Consider the following 17,790-nt stretch of genomic DNA (forward strand, 5'->3'; position numbering starts at 1 on the left):
AATCTATGCTTCACTATAGCCAACAAGATTATTTATTTTACTACGCCATCATTCTTTCCTCTTTTTCATCCCTCTGAGCAGTAATATATTCATTCTTTTCTTTCTCTGCTAATTTTCTCTTAGCAAACTCCGCAATGGGATCAGCCACAGATAATGCTAATCTTACCGGTACAGCATTTCCAATCTGTTTATACACCAAGTCCAATTTAGCATTATCATTTTTTTTACTTGTACCCCGGCTGAATTCATACCAATCAGGAAACGTCTGTATTCTAGCAATTTCTTTCACCGATAATCTTCTATTATTCTCTTCTCCATCACTAAAAATATACCTATCTTTACCCACATGAATCATTGGTTTCCCCGCCGGATGAATTGGTGCCTGCCTTCCCGATGCTTGAATTGTAAAACTTGGTTGTGACCATAATTTTTTACGATTACGAGACATAAATATCGTAGAATAAGAACCTATAAAATAATCACCCGGATTATCTTCCAAATCACCAATTGCATCACGAAGTGTCACCACTTCTTTTAATCCTTTAATACCATAACCATGTGTCGGTTCTGGGTAAATATACTCAAAATCAATATCATTTCTGACTCCAACTAAAATCACACGTTTTCTTATTTGCGGAACACCATATTCCACTGAATTAAGAAGTTTGTAATATATTTTATATCCTGCTGCTGCAAAATCCTGTACAATCTGTTTAAATACTTCTCCTTTACCAAGTGTCATCATCCCCTTAACATTTTCTGCCACAAAAATCTTTGGTTTACTCTGCATCAAGCAACGAATAAAATGAAGATACAAGAAGTTTCTCTTATCATCCACTAATCTCGGACCAGCTTCTGAGAATCCCGGGCACGGAAAACCGCCTAATACAATATCTGCTCTAGGAAAATCTTTAATCTTTCTTATATCACTCTTATCCATATAAATATATCTTCCCGCATTCTGTATGTAGGTTTCTCTTGCCTCATCAAAAATATCATTCACATAAATAGTGTTAAATACATTATTTTTTTTATTGTCATCAAACACCTTTTTATCGTTGAAAGCTGCTTCCATAACAGACTCTCCCATAACAGCTTTTAATCCAGCCAATTCAAAGCCCAAATCAAGGCCACCACAACCAGAAAACAAAGATAATAAATTCCACTTACTTGAATCATAATTAAGTTTATCAAAGTCTATTTTCTGACTACAATTTGCAAATGCCTGCCTTTCTTCTTCAATTTTAGAATCAAGTAATTTTTTCACCTCTCCCACTTCATAGTTCGGTGATGGTTTAAACTTGCCTCTCCCACGTTTTTCTATTATAATAGCCATACTAATCACCTCTAAATTATTTTATCTGTTCCTACATTTTCATCATCTATATCATCTGTATTTTTTATATGAAGCAGTTTCATATACTTCAACAATCTTATGGCCATTTCATTTCCTTTTATCTTTAACGGAGAATTATATACCAATTTAGGTACTAACTTATTTTCTTCTGCATTCCAAAATACCTGAACCGACAACGGTCTATCTCCATCCCATTTTTCTGCAAATGAACGATAATTAAGTGCTTTACATGCAAAATAAATATCTGGATGCATATTAACATAGTCTCTAATAGGAACCATCTTGTCAATTACATCCTGTGCTGACTGTACACTTTCGTCCATCAGTATATAGTTTGCAATTCCGCTACCTTCTATTACCTGACCACAAACCACAGCATTGCGCTTATCATCTGACAGATTGTTTCCTGCATAAACATCAATAACCTGTTCTTCTGTAAGTAACATTTTTCCAGATAAATCTCCACTCTTCTTATTAAGCAACTCAAATTTCCACCCTAAAGTAATTGCTCCTTTTTCAGTCCTTCGAAACTTATTTTTATATATGAGCATTCTTTCTTCAAATTTATCATGTATAGCAATTGTTGATTTTTTTATTATTTCAGACCAATTATCTCCCAAAAGTTGTTCTGCTCTTTCTGCACTCATTTTATTTTCGATAAAATCTGCATTTTCTTTTTTATATGATATCTTTATTTCAGTTTCATCATTTACCGACTTTGCTAAAATGTAAATATCTGTTTTAGGTTCTCCCTTATGACAAGTTGGCTTTCCTGCAAGGACTACTGAATAATTCTTATCTTGAAATATGAACTGTGTTCCTTCTTTCATAAAGGCTAAAATTTTTCTCTCTGCATTACTAAAATCTCCCATAAAGTACCTCCTAATACTGCTTTCTACATATTTCTTTTTTTGTAATATTATCAAATGAATTAACCTGTAATTCTCCCACATCTACTGCATTCTCTTTGATAAATTTTAATAAATTTGGATACTTTTCTAAATAATAATACATCTGAGGACATACAAAATCCACCTTAAAACTTCTAAGTGTATTTAAATCTATTGACTTTGTCATTTGAAACGAAAGAATTGGCATAGCATATGTGTGTCTTATCAAAAAATCATTTACTCTATCGCACACTTCTCTATCATCCTTATATTGCTCTTTCCATATATTAATATCAATCCTGCGCCCCAAATGAATCCTTCCAACAATTTGCATCATAGGGCTACTAACATACATATATGCCATTATCTCTTCATCTGGAAATGTTCTTCTATATTCAAATATTTTGTTTCCTTCTTTTATTTTGTCAAACCATTCAGGTTTAAAACTCAATAACATTGTTCGCATATCGTTTCCAACTCTTCTAACCAATATTATTAATATTTTGTATCAAGTACTAAAAAGTCACACAAAATTTCAAAATAATTATATCATGTTTTCGTTGTCTTCTCCACTTATATTTTTGTCCTTCTCTATTGAAAATCCAATACCGCTTTCACACAATTAATAATTGCAATTTCAACCCCCTTATATAATTCTCTAAATTTCTTTATTTTTCTTTTGATTTTTATCTATTTTTGTATTCATTTTTTCTCACATCAAATCAGTTATTTATACATAGGAGATTTTTATTGATATCCTCACCTTTTCCACTTACGTCATTCTCCTCCACATAACTGTGTGATTAGACTTTTCAAGCCGTAAATAGGTTTCCAGCATTACCTCCTTTATTTTTAGTACGGTTTGCGAACCTGTACTTAATATTAATAATATTAAATTGAAGATTTTTTACTATGAACTAAAGCGCCTGTGGACACATCTGCATAGCGGATAGTTTATTTGTATAAGAGAAAAAAGTAACGGCGCGGTTCGTCAACTTAAGAGGCATAATAAGTACAGTTAGGGGCATTTGGAATTTCAAATAATATCAGGCAACGCTGGCACAGGGATGTGTCAGCGAGGTGCATATGAACATGGATGTGAATTTGCACCGGTTGCCGGAACTTATTCTATATTCATCGAAATTCTTAGTGCCCTTTACTGTATTTATGTTGTCTCTGCAGTTGATGAACCGCGCCGTTACTTTGTATCATAAGAAAACTATTTTCATTTCAAACTTTTATCCCAACAGATGCAGCCGTTCGAATGCATGATACAGTCCGTCTTCATCAATCTTATCTGTAACCATATCCGCATACTGTTTTACTGCCGGAATCGCATTTCCCATTGCCACTCCTGTTCCTGCAAATTGCAGCATTTCCACATCATTTGGTCCATCACCAAAAGCAATGGTATCTTCCCTGCCTATCTTTAACTCATCCATAAGCCGCTGCATTCCGGTTGCCTTGTTGACTCCCATCTTCGTCATTTCACCGGACATCTGACGATCCTTGCCAAAGCTTGCTCCGGTTATCTTGATATAATTTCCGACTTCCTTCTGCATCACATCCACCGGAATATCGGCATCAAAATACATTCCACTTTCAAGAGCCGGCATCTGTTCCGGATGTTCAACAAGCGTCAATCCGTTTAGAGCACCGTCAATATCAAGTCCAAGCCGCATACAGCGTTCTCTCATTTTCTTTGCATTCTCTTCATCCACATAACGTCCGTTGATTCCCTGCAGCATAAAGCATGCACCGTGCTCCTTCAGCACCTCTACCATATCCTGCACCTTATCATTTGCCAGAACGCTATGGTAAATCACCTTATCATTTGCAGACACATAAGCACCTGCCGAAGCCACAATGGCATCAAATCCAAACTCTAAAAGCCATGGATACACATTCGTTACAGTTCTTCCGGTACATAACGAAATCAGATGTCCCCGCTTTCTGGCAATGCTTAATGCTTCCCTGGCAGATTCCGGCATGTGCATGGTGAAATCCACCAGGGTTCCGTCTACATCCAAAAAAATCAGTTTACGGCTCATTATTCTGCATCCCGAATCGCTTTTCGAACCGGAAGAACACAGCCAGGAGAAACAGATAATTCATCTACCCCCATCTCTAAGAAACGCTGGGTCAGAGTTGTATCTGCCCCAAGTTCTCCACATATTCCTGCCCAGATGCCTGCCTTGTGTGCATTTTCCACGGTCATCTGAATCAGCCGGAGCACTGCTTCATGATGCGGATTATAGAAGCTGTCAAGCTTTGCATTCTGACGGTCAATTGCCAGTGTATACTGGGTCAGGTCATTGGTTCCGATACTGAAGAAATCAACCTCTTTTGCCAGTTCATCACTCATTACTGCTGCTGCAGGAGTTTCAATCATGATACCCTGCTCCACATTCCCAAAAGGAATCCCTTCCTTTGTAAGTTCTTCTTTCACTTCTTCTGAAATTGCTTTAATCTTACGCACTTCATCTACCGAAATAATCATCGGATACATAATTGCAATATTTCCGTAATTGCTTGCGCGGAATAAAGCACGAAGCTGGGTCTTAAAAATTTCCGGCTGGGTCAGGCAGATCCGGATGGCACGATATCCCATTGCCGGATTGTCTTCTTTGTCGAGGTTAAAGTAGTCCACCTGCTTATCGGCTCCGATATCCAGGGTTCGGATAATAACCTTCTTTCCTGCCATGGTCTCTGCGACCTGCTTATAAGCTGTAAACTGTTCTTCTTCTGTTGGGAAAGTATCTTTTTCAAGATAAAGAAATTCACTACGGAAAAGTCCGATTCCACCGGCATCATTTTTAAGTACTGCCGCTAAGTCAGAGACATTTCCGATGTTGGCATAAAGATTGATTTTCTGACCACTCTTTGTCACATTTTCTTTTCCCTTTAAAGTCAGCAATAATTCCTTCTGCTTTGCATCCTCTTCTGCTTTTTTCTTATATTCTGCCAAAGCTGCTTCATCCGGTTCAATGATAAGAGTTCCGGTATAGCCATCCACAATTGCCTGTTTTCCGTTCCACTCTTCCTTGATTTCCACACCAATCAGTGCCGGGATGCCCATAGTTCTTGCTAAAATTGCAGTATGTGAATTCGTAGAGCCCAGCTGTGTTACAAATGCCAGCAGCTTACTTTTATCCATCTGTACGGTTTCACTCGGAGCTAAATCCTTTGCTACGATAATAACCGGCTCATCTCCAAGGTCGCTTCCCATATCATTTCCACATAATACATTGATGACACGCTCAGAAATATCCTTCATATCAATGGAACGGGCTTTGAAATACTCGTCATCCATATTTGCAAATACTTCTGCAAAGTTATCTCCGGTAACACCTACCGCATACTCTGCATTTACGCTCTGGCTCTCAATAAGATTGTGAACGGAATCATTATAATCTCCATCCTCTAACATCATGGCATGCACATCAAAAATCTGTGCATTTACTTCACCCACTTCTTTTAATGCTTTCTTGTAAAGCTTGTGGAGCTGTTCAATTGCAGTCTGCTTTGCTGCTTCATAGCGGGCAATCTCTGCTGCCGGATCTTCTATTCTCTTTCTTACCACCTGATTTTCAGCTTTTAAAAGGAGTTTTACCTTTCCAATTGCAATACCGCTGAATACCTTTTTTCCATTAAACTTTTCCATAGTCCATACCTTCTTTCTTTTATAAGTTTTCTCCATTTGAAGCAATTACTTCTTTATACCAGTCGAAGGATTTTTTCTTTCTTCTTGCAAGAGTTCCGGTTCCATCATCATATTTTTCTACATAGATGAAGCCATATCTCTTTGCCATTTCTCCGGTGGATGCACTTACTAAATCAATGCAGCCCCATGGTGTATATCCCATCAGGTCAACGCCATCTTTTACCGCTTCTTTCATCTCTTTGATATGATCCCGCAGATAATCGATACGGTAATCATCCTGAATGCTTCCATCTTCTTCTAATTTATCATAAGCGCCAAGGCCATTTTCTACTACCATAACCGGAATCTGATAACGGTCATAAATTTCATTTAAGGAATAATGTAAGCCCTGTGGGTCAATCTGCCAGCCCCAGTCGCTTGCCTTAAGATATGGATTCTTAAGACCGGCAATCAGGTTTCCATCCGTCTGCTCGCCATTTGGATCTTTTGATACACAACTGCTCATATAATAGCTGAGAGTATAGAAATCCACACAGCCTTCCCGCAGAATTTCTTCATCGCCCGGTTCCATTTTAACATGAATATTATTTTCTTCAAAATACCGCTCCATATACGCCGGATATTCTCCTCTTACCTGCACATCGGAACAGAACCAGTTCATAATCCGCATTTCCTTCTGTGTTGCTAATACATCCTCCGGATTGCAGGTAAATGGATACTTGGTCATAAAGACATTCATATCACCGATAAGATATTCCGGATATTTTTCATGTGCTAATTTTACTGCCTTTGCGCTGGCAACAAACTGATGATGCAATGCCTGGAAACGAACCTTCGGGTCATCCGGAATCTCTGTAATTTTTCCCTCATAGCCTTTTACAGTTCCAAGGGAAAGCAGGTTGCCAAGCGGTGTGGTTCCGCCATTGATTTCATTGAAGGTCAGCCAGTATTTTACTTTGCCCTGATATCTTTCGAAAATTGCCTTGCAGTAATTTAAAAAATAATCAATACATTCTCTGGCTTCCCAGCCATTGTATTTTTCAATCAGTGCATATGGCATTTCATAATGGGAAATGGTTACCAGCGGCTCAATGCCATATTTTAAACACTCATCAAATACTTTATCGTAGAATGCCAGTCCTGCTTCGTTTGGCTCATTCTCCATTCCGGTCGGAAAAATTCTTGTCCATGCAATGGATAAACGGAATACTTTAAATCCCATTTCTGCAAATAATGCAATATCCTCTTTGTAATGATGATAGAAATCAATTGCTTCGTGGCTCGGATAGAGATATTCCGGATGAATGGTTCTTGTTACCTTTTTCGGCTCGGTATGGGAACCATTCGTACACATATCAGAAACAGATGCTCCTTTTCCGTCTACATCCCATGCTCCCTCAAACTGATTGGCTGCGGTTGCACCGCCCCAGAGAAAATCTTTACGAAATGTCTTCATTGCTTTTTCCTCCTGCTTCTTATTATTTTTATTTGTGAAAATTTATAATTTCTGTTTTTATATTTTTCTTTTCTCATTCTGCCCTGCAATAAGGCTTCTGATTTTGTTGGATAGAGCACGAGCCCTTTATCAGAGCCCGCACCCTTAGGTATAAAAAACTATGGAAAACTAATTTATAAAACGGTAATCAATGTGTCCAACGCTGCAACTTTCTTTGCATCTGTCGGAACTACATCTGCGTAATCTGCTGTGTTGCTGATGATAACCGGAGTCAGAACGGAATATCCTGCTTCTGTAATCTTTGCAATATCAAATTCCAATAAAAGGTCACCTTTCTTTACTTTGGCTCCCTGTGCTACCTTCGGTGTAAATCCTTCTCCATCTAATTTCACGGTATCCATGCCCACATGAATCAGGATTTCTGCTCCGCCATCGGATACTATTCCAATGGCATGACCGGTTGGGAAGAAGGTTACTACTTCGCCATCACATGGTGCATATAATTTGCCTTCGGACGGGAGAATAGCAACACCCTGACCTAATGCTCCGCTTGAAAATGCTTCATCTTCTACTTCTTCCAAGGCTTTTACTTCTCCGGTAAGAGGAGATGCAATTACCTGGTTTGCTGCGGTTTTTGTGCCTTTCTTTTCTATTTTTGCTTCATCATTCTGTGGAGCATCATCATGATAGGTAATGTAAGTTGCTACGAACGCAACTACCATAGCTACTGCCATACCGATTAATACCCAGATCAAACTGTAAACGCTCTTTGACTCACCATCGATGAATGCCGGAAGTCCGAAGAATCCAAGACCACCCATCATATAAGTTTTAACTCCGGCAAATCCTATGATTCCACCACCAATAGCGGATGCAATACAGGAAATTACGAATGGTTTTTTCTTTGGAAGTGTAATACCATAAATACATGGCTCTGTTACACCAAAGAGTCCTGAGATAAACGCCGGTAATGCAATATTTCTAAGTTGCTTATCTTTCGTCTTTAATACAATAGCCAGTACAACCATGGACTGCGCAAAAGATGCTGCGAAATATGGAGAAAGGATGAAGTCATATCCTAAAGTTCCATAATTAATCATTGCCAGTGGAACAAGTCCCCAATGTAATCCGAAGATTACCAGTACCTGCCAGAATGCTCCGACTAAGATACCTGCTACAAGACCTCCTACAACCGGAAGGTTATAGATTGCTCCGAAAATAATACCGATAATGTTGCAAAGGAAAGTAGATACCGGTCCGATTACCAGATAGGTAAGTGGAACCATTACTGCCAAAGTTACAACCGGAACGATAAATGTTTTAATAACGTCCGGAATTACTTTCTTTAATCTCTTTTCCAGCCAGGCAGCACAAGCCACTGCAATAACAATTGGTACTACCGAAGAAGTATAACCACTGGATGGCATAATAACAGGAATTCCAAAAAAGGTTGTATAATAATTCATTTCAAAGGAAGTTCCTGCAAACAGGGAACCTATCAGTTCTCCTGAAGTCAGATTAACCAGTGCCGGATAGGTAAGTGATATACCAAGTGCCATTCCGATAAATTCATTCATCTTAAATTTCTTTGCTGCAGTATATCCTAAGATAATCGGCAGAAAATAGAAGAATCCGTCTCCAATGGAATACCAGAGCTGATATGCTCCGCTTGTGGTAACATCAATTCCTGACTGACTTGCGATAAAAGACCACAGTGCCAAAAGACCTTTGATAATACCTGCTGCACAAAGCACACCAAGGAATGGCTGGAATACACCGGAAATCAAATCAATGAGTCTTGCACCAAGCCCCATCTTCTCTCCGCCGTCTTCTGCATCCTCGGAAACAGCTCCGTTTCCGACCAGATGTGCATGTTCACAAACCACATCATAGACATCCGGTACATGATTTCCGATTACTATCTGATACTGTCCGCCAGATTTCATTACTGTCACAATTCCTTCCGTTGCTTTTAATACTTCTGTGTTAGCCTTGGACTCGTCTTTTAATTTAAAACGAAGTCTGGTAACACAGTGTGCAAGGCTTATGATATTCTCCCTGCCGCCTACGTTCTGGATAATAATTCTTGCCAGTCCATCATACTTACTTGCCATAACAATCCCTCCATTTTTATTTTTTATAGCATGTTCATTTTTATCTAAAACACTCTTGTGTTTTATTCATTTTGTTAAAAACAACGAATGTGCCTTGGCACATTCTCGCGCCTGCGGCGGTCGCTTGCGACATCTACCTTATACGCCGCAGTGTGCATCCTCGCGGAGCGTTTTTTAATTTACAGGAAAGCAATTTCCTGTAAATTAAAAAAGCCCAAACAAATAAAACTCTTCCTATGAGTCTTATTCGTCTGGGTTTTGCCGTCTTAACGTAACAATCCCTTGCCGAAAGGGTATTTACTTATTCATACTGTGAATCACACGATGAATGTGTACTGCCAGATAGGAAATCTCTACATCCGAGACTTCATAATCAAGCTTCTTCTTCATGTAACTCTTTATCTTCTGTGCACATTCGTAGGAATGTGGGAAACGATCCGCAATCAACTGGTCAAATTCTTCATCATTACGTTCACTGTCTTCCCGACTGATTACCCGCTGTACAAAGAATCTTAAATGCGTTACAAAACGCTCATAGGACAGGCTCTTTTCATCCAATTCCACCTGAAAGGTATATCTGACTATATTGAGTATATCCTTTATCATTGCCGGCATATTCCTGGACTGATTCATCTGACCGCCCATCTGTGCATTTACCAGATGCATCGCAATAAATCCAGCTTCATCCTCCGGCAGCTCCACGTCTAGTTCCTGTTTTACAATATCTAAGGCTTTCAATCCCACCTGAAATTCTGCATTGTAGAATTTCTTCATCTCCCAGGAAAGCTCATTCGCAACAACGATGCCCTGCTGCTTTCTCTCTATGGCGTATCCCAAGTGGTCTGTTAATGTCACATAAATATTTTTACTTAAATGATAACCTAATGTTTCTCTGGCATATGCGATAACCAGCTCGGCTGTCCGGATATATTCATACGGCATGTCCTTTACCACCTGCATGAACTGGCTGGTACTTTCGTCCGGAAGGGAGAATACTTTTTCTATCTTTGTCTCATCTATTTCTTCTCCGGCTTTCTTTCCGAAGCCTATGCCCTTTCCCATAACGATGATTTCTTTACCTTTATCGTCCTCGGAACTAATTACATTATTGTTAATTACTTTGATAATCTGCATTACGTTTCACCTGTTTATGATATAAAAAAAGCTGCATTACACTCTAAATAATCCGACCTAACAATTATCTTAAAGTGCAATCCAGTCTTGCCTATCTCTAGTAACAATCCGGTTTGCGTCCCTGCTTATTACATTACAAATGTACTATATTTTATCAGAAACGTCAAGTCCGGAATGTAAACTTCGTATATAATATATAATTTTACCATTTCATTTTTGTGCACAATTCACTATTTTCCTATAATAATTCCACCGCCTGCGACAAATTCCCCATCATAAAATACCACCGCCTGACCCGGTGTCACAGCACGGACCGGTTCTTCAAAATGACAGCGGATTCTGCCCTCTCCGATATTTTCCACGGTACACATGGCTCCTGCATGTCCATAACGGATTTTACCTAAGAGACGTCTGCCATCAAAATCGGTAAGTCCCATATAATTGACATGGTCTGCAACCAGTGTATCCGTAAATACATCCTCTGGCGAACCTACCACTACTTCATTGGTTTCCGGTCTGATCTCTGTTACAAAAATCCGTTTGCCATATGGTATATTCAAGCCACGGCGCTGTCCTACGGTATAGTGGGTAATTCCTTTGTGCCGTCCGATAATTTCACCATCTTTTGTCACAAAGTTTCCCTCTCCCGGAACTGCATCTCCAACCTCACGGTCAATAAAACCTGCATAGTCATTATCCGGGATAAAGCAGATTTCCTGGCTGTCTCTCTTATGAGCCACCGGAAGTCCCACCTCTTCTGCGATTTTGCGGATTTCATCTTTATGATAAGCACCTACCGGCATCAATGTATGGGATAACTGCTCCTGTGTCAGGTTATATAATGCATAGGTCTGATCCTTGGCTGCTGTTACAGATTTTGCCACTGCGAAACGTCCGTTGTCACATTTTGCAATTCTTGCATAATGTCCGGTTGCAATATAATCTGCTCCGATGCTTAAGCTTCTGGCAAGAAGTGACTCCCATTTTACATAACGGTTACAGGCAATACATGGATTCGGCGTTCTTCCTGCCAAATATTCTGCCACAAAATAATCCATTACATACTGTTTAAATTCCTGTTTAAAGTTCATCACATAATATGGTATTTCCAACCGGTCAGCCACTCTTCTGGCATCATCCACGGCACTGAGGCCACAGCAGCCACCATTTTCCTGCTGCTGTGTCTCTTCCTCATCCTGCCAGATCTGCATGGTTACACCAATCACATCATAGCCCTGTTCCTTTAAAAGATATGCCGCAACGGAAGAATCCACTCCGCCGGACATTCCAACTACTACTTTTTCCTTCATATATTTAATCCTATCCTACAGGCAAATTTTTAGCTGCACTCACAGTTTACCCACACTGTCAGCATCCGTCAAGTGAATTTTACGGTTTCCTTCTGTCCCCTTAGGATTGTGACATTCTTTTTGATGCAGGCAGTCACATAATCAATCTGCTCTGCCGTAATTTTTTCATTTAAAGTAAGCCGCAATGCTCCCCTTGCAATTTCCGGCGGTACACCGATGGCTGTTAACACATGGGATGGCTCATGTTCTCCAGAAGAACACGCTGAACCTGCCGATGCACAGATTCCATCCATATCCAGCATAACCAAAAGATTCCCACCTTCTAACTCATCAAAACAAAAGTCCACATTATTCGGAAGGCGGTTGTTCCATTCCCCATTCAGCCTTACCTTCGGCACCTGCTTTAATACTGAATAAATCAAGTAATCCCGCATCCTTGTCTCGATTTCCATCCGCTCTTTTAAGCTTTCCATTGCCATGGCTGCCGCTTTTCCCATGCCTACAATTCCCGGCACATTCTCAGTTCCCGCCCGGACACCGCTTTCCTGGCCTCCTCCATGGATAAAAGGAGGTATCCTCTTTTTCTTTCGCACATATAAAAATCCGGTTCCCTTAGGTCCGTTGAATTTATGTGCGCTGGCACTCATCATATCAATATTCATTCTGTTGACCTCAATGGGAATATGTCCATATGCCTGTACGGCATCCGTATGAAAACAGATTCCATATCTCCTGGCAAGCATACCGATTCTTGCTATAGGTTCTATGGTACCAATCTCATTATTTGCCATCATAACAGAAATCAATATGGTATCCGGCCGGATTGCCTGCCGCACCTGCTCCAAGGAAACCGTTCCCTTGTCATTTACCGGAAGGTAAGTAATCTCATAACCATTCTGTTCCAGATATCCGCAGGTTCTTAAAATGGCATGATGCTCTATTTTCGTGGTAATGATATGCCGGCCACGCATAACCATACTTTCTGCGGTACATTTCAATGCCCAGTTATCAGATTCACTTCCTCCGGCTGTAAAATATATTTCCTCCGGCTGCGCCCCGATGCTCTGCGCAATTATCTTCCGGCTTTCTTCTATGGCATCATGACTTTTTTGCCCCAGATCATACAGGGCAGATGGGTTTCCATAACGACGCTCATAAAAGGGCAGCATTGCTTCGATTACTTCCGGTGCTGTCGGTGTTGTTGCTGCATTATCAAGATAAATCATTTTCTTCATGCTTCTTTCCCTCTGAGAATAGTTCTTTCTGCCTCTGATTTATCATATACTTTTGACAAATCTGCTTTTTCATGGAGGCTCCAATTGAAACCGTTGAAATCCATTTCAAATCCACTGATTGCCGGTACTCTCCTGCTTACTGTGACCGGACTTTCCAACAGAGTAATCGGTTTCTTCTATAGAATATTCCTCTCCCGCATAATTGGTGCAGAAGGTCTTGGAATTTATCAGCTTATTTTTCCGGTTTTTGCCCTCTGTATTGCCTTCAGTTCCTCAGGCATCCAGACCGCTGTCTCCCGCTTTGTTGCTGCAGCCGACCATAAAAATACCGGCATGAGTTACCTCTATGCCGGTCTGGTTCTTTCTGTGGGAATTGCACTCTCACTTACTGTTATTCTGATTTCTTATTCTGATTTTATTGCCATTCATATTTTAGATGAATCCCGTTGTGCTCCACTCCTAGTTATTCTTTCCTACTGCCTGATTCCTGCCAGTGTCCATGCCTGTATCAATGGTTATTATTATGGGAAGAAGAAAACTCTGGTGCCATCCGTAAGCCAGCTTATGGAGCAGGTTGTCCGGGTCTTAAGTGTCTATATACTTTATCTTATCTGCCTGGAAAAAAGTTATCCCATCACCCCATCCATTGCTGTCTGGGGTGTTGTCTGCGGTGAACTGGCCTCTTCACTCTTTTCCGTAAGCTGCCTTCATTTCCAAAAGTGCAGCAGGCATATAAAAAGAATTTTTAAGGAGCTTTCCCTCTTTGCGCTGCCCCTTACCACCAATCACGTAGCATATCACTTATTTTCCAGTATTGAAGCCATTCTGATTCCCATCTGCTTAAAAAAATATGGCTACAGCAATCAGGATGCCTTGAGCGTCTTCGGCATTTTTACCGGAATGGCAATGCCAATGATTCTTTTTCCCAATGTCCTTGTAAATTCTGTCTCGGTGCTGCTGATGCCTGCTATTTCAGAAGCCTATGCAAGAAAGGATTTTCACTTAATCCGCCGTACTATTAAAAAAACGGTGTTTTATTGTCTGCTTCTTGGCTTTTCCTGTACCTTCGGTTTTCTTCTGACTGGGAAATGGATTGGACAATTCGTTTTCCAGAACACATTAGCCGGCAGTTTCATACTCATATTAAGCTGGATCTGCCCTTTCCTCTATCTGTCCACCACCCTTACTTCCGTTCTTCACGGTCTAGGGAAACCGGGACGTGCGTTCTACATTAATATGAGCGGCTGCACTTTACGCATTTTCTTTATCTATGCACTGATTCCAACATATGGCATCCGCTGCTACCTCTATGGCATGCTTGCAGGCGAACTGCTGACTACTTTTTTATCCTTTCTTGCGCTCCTTCGGTTTGCCAGAAAGAAATCGCCAGAAAACAGCCTGCTTTAGTCTATTGATTTTAAGGATTCTGCCATGTTGATACGTTCTAATTTGCCTGTCATCATACAGTTTACAATCCATGCAAAGCCCATCGTCAGCAAAACACTAAAGAGATAACTTACTGCATTAATCTGTACATTAAAGGATACCATATCAATCTGTATCTCACCCATTACAAAACGATGGAACCATTTTCCTAAAATCAGTCCCAGTCCGCAGCCGATGGCAGTTAAGACCATATTCTCCCGAAACACATAAGATGCCGTTTCCTTTGGATAGAAGCCTAATACTTTAATGGTAGCTATCTCTCTCACCCGTTCCGTAATATTGATATTATTAAGATTATATAATACGATAAATGCCAGTGCTCCGGCACAGATAATAATGATAATGACAATATAATTCATACAGGACATCATCTGTGAAATCCGGCTTAACATATCGGAATTAACGGTTACTGCCGTCACACCATCTGCTTTCATCAGTGCCGCACTCACTTCATGAATATCTGACGCATCCGGCAGTCTCACATACACATTTTTAAATACCACATCCCCAATCTGTTTTTCATAGGATTCCGGTGCAATGTATACATAATTATAAATATGATTCTCACAGATTCCGGTGACTTTTAAGTGCATCTCATTGTTGTCACTGTCACGCAGCAGAATCGTATCGCCTTTTTTGACTGCATAGGTTTCTGCCACTTTCTTCGAAAGTACTGCTTCTCCTTCTTTTGGATAAGCAATCGGCTCCTGTTTCTTTGTATGCAGCGAAATAAAGTCTCCTACTTCATCCGGATTTTCCACTGCCACCATATGAATCGACTTAGTTCCTTTATCTGTCACCAGGTCAATGGTCTTTTCCATGGCATACATGCCTGCTGCATTTTCCTTTTCCAATACAGAATCTAAAGATTTAAGGTCAGCCTCTCCCGGCATCTTTCCATCTTTTAATGTAACTCCAATGTCGTAAAGCTGGATTTCTTCATACTGCTGGTCTGCCACTGCCACTACAGAATCTCTTACACCAAAGCCCATCACCAGCAATGCCGTACAGCCGCTGATTCCGATTACCATCATAAAGAAACGCTTCTTATAGCGGACAATATTTCTTACGGATACCTTCTGCAAGAATTTAAGTCTCTTCCAGATAAATGGTACATGCTCTAAGAATACACGTTTTCCGGCTTTTGGTGCTTTCGGCCGCATCAAATCTGCCGCCACTTCTTTTAACTCTTTATGGCAGGACAGCCAGGTCGTCCCAACGGAGCAAAGTACTGCAACGGTAAGTGAAACCAGTACTAATGGCAGGTCAGACACATAATAAATCCCACCCATTTTATAGACAATTCCATAGGCGGTTATGATGACTAACGGGAAGAAATGGATTCCCAGCACATAGCCGATTAACGTTCCGCTGATGGCTGCAGAGCCGGAATAGAAAAGATACTTTCCCATTATCTTTCCTTCACTAAAACCCAGTGCCTTTAGCACACCAATCTGTGTCCGCTGTTCTTCCACCATCCGGTTCATGGTAGTCATACAGATTAACGCTGCCACCAGAAAGAAGAATACCGGAAATACATTGGCAATTCCTTTTACTACACCGGAATCATTTTTCAGGCACACATAACCTACATTGGTATTCCGGTCCAGTACATAAGTCTCCGGTTTCTCGATTTCATCTATCTTACTCTGTGCATCTGCTATCTGGTCATCCGCATCCTGCATCTGCTCATCAAATTCACTCTGCTTCTCCTGATACTGCAGTAAGCCGTCTGCCAGCTCTGTTTCTGCAGCCTCAAGCTGATCTTCTTTTTCTTCTATCTGTTCTTTTGCTGCCGCAAGCTGGTTCTCCCCATCCGTAAGCTCTGCCTCGGCAGCTGCCAGTGCATTTTTTCCATCTTCTATCTGCTGCTTTGCGGCTGCCAGCTGGCTTTCCGCAGAAGAAAGCTGACCTGCGGCTGCTTCTAATTCCGCATTCTTTGCATTTAATTCTGCTTCTGCACCGGCAACCTCCGTTAAACCGGCTTCAATCTGTGCCAGCATCTCTTCATAGCCCGGAGTATTTTCCATCAACTGCGCTTTTGCGGCCTCAAGGCTGTTTCTCTGATCCGTCACCTGCTGCTTTGCTGCCAAATAAGCATTCAATCCCTGCTCATACTCTGCCTTTTTTGCTGCCAGTGCACTTTCCTGCCCGGAAATCTGCTGCGATGCGCTCTCTAATTCTGCCGCCTTAGAAGACAATGCATCCTTCCCGGACTGCAGCTCCGATGCTTTAGCAGAAAGTTCGGTCTTTGCAGAAGCAATCTGATTTTTTCCATCGGAGATCTCTGTTTCTCCATCCGTAAGCTGCTGCTTTGCCGATTCTAATTCCGCTTCCGCTTCTGCCCGCTTTTCCTCTAACTCTTCCTTCTTCTCATCCAGTTCGTCCTGTGCGTCTTTTACAATCTTTTCATAACGGATATCTGCCTGTTCCTTTGTATAGGCCTCCCAGTCTGCTTCCTTTGCGTCCATATAGGAATCATACTCATCGGAATAGATGTCATAATCTTCATCAAATTTAATATAGATTTCTGTGTCATAATCTACTGCAAATCCATCTTTTAATATATAGGCAAATCCGCTGATTCTGCCATTTCCAATGGATGTATTGCCACGTTCAAACTGGATATAGCACGGTGACTGTACTAGTCCGGTAATCGTATATTCTTTGTATGCAAATTTATCTAAATCATCTGTTGTATTATTTTCCGAAAGAACCAGCTTGCTTCCAATGGCATCTTCTGAAAAAAGTACGGAATCTACCACACATTCATCAGCAGACTGCGGCATTTCTCCGGCAACCAGCTTCAGTTTATTGACCTTCTCTGTGATGGAATGCATCTTGATAACGCGCTCATTTTCTCCGGCATCCTTATAAAGGACCTCTGCCGATATGGCACCCTCTGCCGCCCGGACATCTTCTTTTTCTGCCAGTGCTTCTACATTTTCTTCTGTAAAGCCAAGTGTGGATACCAGACGATAATCATAGAATTGCAAATCCTTTAAATAGACATCCGCAGAATGCACCATGACCGACTGGGTAATCTTAAGGCCGGAAAAAAATGCAACACCCAGTGCAATAATGGCAAGGATAGCAAAATATCTTCCAAAGCTTTTCTTTATCTCACGAAATATATTTCTCTTCATCATGGATTTCATATTTCAAACCCTTTCTTTTCCACATG

The 17,790-nt window shown here is 40.7% G+C and carries 12 protein-coding genes; 1 reads left to right on the forward strand and 11 read right to left on the reverse strand.

The annotated features are described in order from the left end of the window. Positions 1 to 40: 40 nt before the first annotated feature. From LKD41_RS12175 to LKD41_RS12220, 10 genes are all read right to left on the reverse strand, one after another. Positions 41 to 1,336 carry a DNA cytosine methyltransferase gene (locus tag LKD41_RS12175; RefSeq protein WP_227701337.1) on the reverse strand — a complete coding sequence of 432 codons (1,296 nt, stop codon included), beginning with the start codon at positions 1,334 to 1,336 and terminating at the stop codon, positions 41 to 43. Positions 1,337 to 1,347: 11 nt separating this feature from the next. After that, the gene (locus LKD41_RS12180) at positions 1,348 to 2,229 is read right to left on the reverse strand and encodes a hypothetical protein (protein WP_227701338.1); all 882 of its coding nucleotides are present in this window, start codon (positions 2,227 to 2,229) and stop codon (positions 1,348 to 1,350) included. A 10-nt stretch (positions 2,230 to 2,239) separates the two neighbouring features. Continuing rightward, entirely contained in the window at positions 2,240 to 2,713 is a 474-nt protein-coding gene (locus LKD41_RS12185; RefSeq protein WP_227701339.1) for a hypothetical protein, read from the reverse strand. Between the two features lie 772 nt (positions 2,714 to 3,485). After that, positions 3,486 to 4,298 carry an HAD family hydrolase gene (locus tag LKD41_RS12190; RefSeq protein ID WP_117840778.1) on the reverse strand — a complete coding sequence of 271 codons (813 nt, stop codon included), beginning with the start codon at positions 4,296 to 4,298 and terminating at the stop codon, positions 3,486 to 3,488. Beyond that, entirely contained in the window at positions 4,298 to 5,911 is a 1,614-nt protein-coding gene (gene ptsP / locus LKD41_RS12195) for a phosphoenolpyruvate--protein phosphotransferase (protein WP_227701340.1), read from the reverse strand. The genes LKD41_RS12190 and ptsP overlap by 1 nt, the downstream gene beginning before the upstream one ends. A 19-nt stretch (positions 5,912 to 5,930) precedes the next feature. Then, complete coding sequence (locus LKD41_RS12200) at positions 5,931 to 7,367, reverse strand: glycoside hydrolase family 1 protein (RefSeq protein ID WP_022242409.1); 1,437 nt, start codon at positions 7,365 to 7,367, stop codon at positions 5,931 to 5,933. 173 nt (positions 7,368 to 7,540) lie between these two features. Beyond that, positions 7,541 to 9,481 carry a beta-glucoside-specific PTS transporter subunit IIABC gene (locus LKD41_RS12205; RefSeq protein ID WP_227701341.1) on the reverse strand — a complete coding sequence of 647 codons (1,941 nt, stop codon included), beginning with the start codon at positions 9,479 to 9,481 and terminating at the stop codon, positions 7,541 to 7,543. A 297-nt stretch (positions 9,482 to 9,778) separates the two neighbouring features. Continuing rightward, positions 9,779 to 10,615: a BglG family transcription antiterminator LicT gene (gene licT / locus LKD41_RS12210; RefSeq protein ID WP_227701342.1), complete on the reverse strand. Its 837-nt coding sequence runs from the start codon at positions 10,613 to 10,615 to the stop codon at positions 9,779 to 9,781. A gap of 230 nt (positions 10,616 to 10,845) precedes the next feature. Continuing rightward, positions 10,846 to 11,925 (reverse strand): tRNA 2-thiouridine(34) synthase MnmA, encoded by a 1,080-nt coding sequence (gene mnmA, locus LKD41_RS12215; protein ID WP_022242412.1) that lies wholly within the window; start codon positions 11,923 to 11,925, stop codon positions 10,846 to 10,848. A gap of 68 nt (positions 11,926 to 11,993) precedes the next feature. Continuing rightward, complete coding sequence (locus tag LKD41_RS12220; protein ID WP_227701343.1) at positions 11,994 to 13,160, reverse strand: cysteine desulfurase family protein; 1,167 nt, start codon at positions 13,158 to 13,160, stop codon at positions 11,994 to 11,996. Positions 13,161 to 13,244: 84 nt separating this feature from the next. On the opposite strand from LKD41_RS12220, the gene LKD41_RS12225 reads away from it, so the two are divergent. Then, positions 13,245 to 14,567, forward strand: coding sequence for a polysaccharide biosynthesis protein (locus LKD41_RS12225; protein WP_227701344.1), 1,323 nt, complete (start codon positions 13,245 to 13,247; stop codon positions 14,565 to 14,567). Here LKD41_RS12225 and LKD41_RS12230 read toward each other — a convergent pair. Then, complete coding sequence (locus LKD41_RS12230; protein ID WP_227701345.1) at positions 14,564 to 17,752, reverse strand: FtsX-like permease family protein; 3,189 nt, start codon at positions 17,750 to 17,752, stop codon at positions 14,564 to 14,566. The genes LKD41_RS12225 and LKD41_RS12230 overlap by 4 nt on opposite strands. Positions 17,753 to 17,790 lie beyond the last annotated feature (38 nt).

Origin of the sequence: Roseburia sp. CLA-AA-H209 (assembly GCF_020687575.1) — a bacterium.
In the GTDB taxonomy this organism is placed as follows: Bacteria; Bacillota; Clostridia; order Lachnospirales; family Lachnospiraceae; genus Roseburia_C; species Roseburia_C amylophila.

What these genes read in the sequence shown, in the direction of transcription:
- LKD41_RS12175 (WP_227701337.1), bottom strand. Translation starts at nt 1,336, where the DNA reads ATGGCTATTATAATAGAAAAACGTGGGAGAGGCAAGTTTAAACCATCA.
- LKD41_RS12180 (WP_227701338.1), bottom strand. Translation starts at nt 2,229, where the DNA reads ATGGGAGATTTTAGTAATGCAGAGAGAAAAATTTTAGCCTTTATGAAA.
- LKD41_RS12185 (WP_227701339.1), bottom strand. Translation starts at nt 2,713, where the DNA reads ATGCGAACAATGTTATTGAGTTTTAAACCTGAATGGTTTGACAAAATA.
- LKD41_RS12190 (WP_117840778.1), bottom strand. Translation starts at nt 4,298, where the DNA reads ATGAGCCGTAAACTGATTTTTTTGGATGTAGACGGAACCCTGGTGGAT.
- ptsP (WP_227701340.1), bottom strand. Translation starts at nt 5,911, where the DNA reads ATGGAAAAGTTTAATGGAAAAAAGGTATTCAGCGGTATTGCAATTGGA.
- LKD41_RS12200 (WP_022242409.1), bottom strand. Translation starts at nt 7,367, where the DNA reads ATGAAGACATTTCGTAAAGATTTTCTCTGGGGCGGTGCAACCGCAGCC.
- LKD41_RS12205 (WP_227701341.1), bottom strand. Translation starts at nt 9,481, where the DNA reads ATGGCAAGTAAGTATGATGGACTGGCAAGAATTATTATCCAGAACGTA.
- licT (WP_227701342.1), bottom strand. Translation starts at nt 10,615, where the DNA reads ATGCAGATTATCAAAGTAATTAACAATAATGTAATTAGTTCCGAGGAC.
- mnmA (WP_022242412.1), bottom strand. Translation starts at nt 11,925, where the DNA reads ATGAAGGAAAAAGTAGTAGTTGGAATGTCCGGCGGAGTGGATTCTTCC.
- LKD41_RS12220 (WP_227701343.1), bottom strand. Translation starts at nt 13,160, where the DNA reads ATGAAGAAAATGATTTATCTTGATAATGCAGCAACAACACCGACAGCA.
- LKD41_RS12230 (WP_227701345.1), bottom strand. Translation starts at nt 17,752, where the DNA reads ATGAAGAGAAATATATTTCGTGAGATAAAGAAAAGCTTTGGAAGATAT.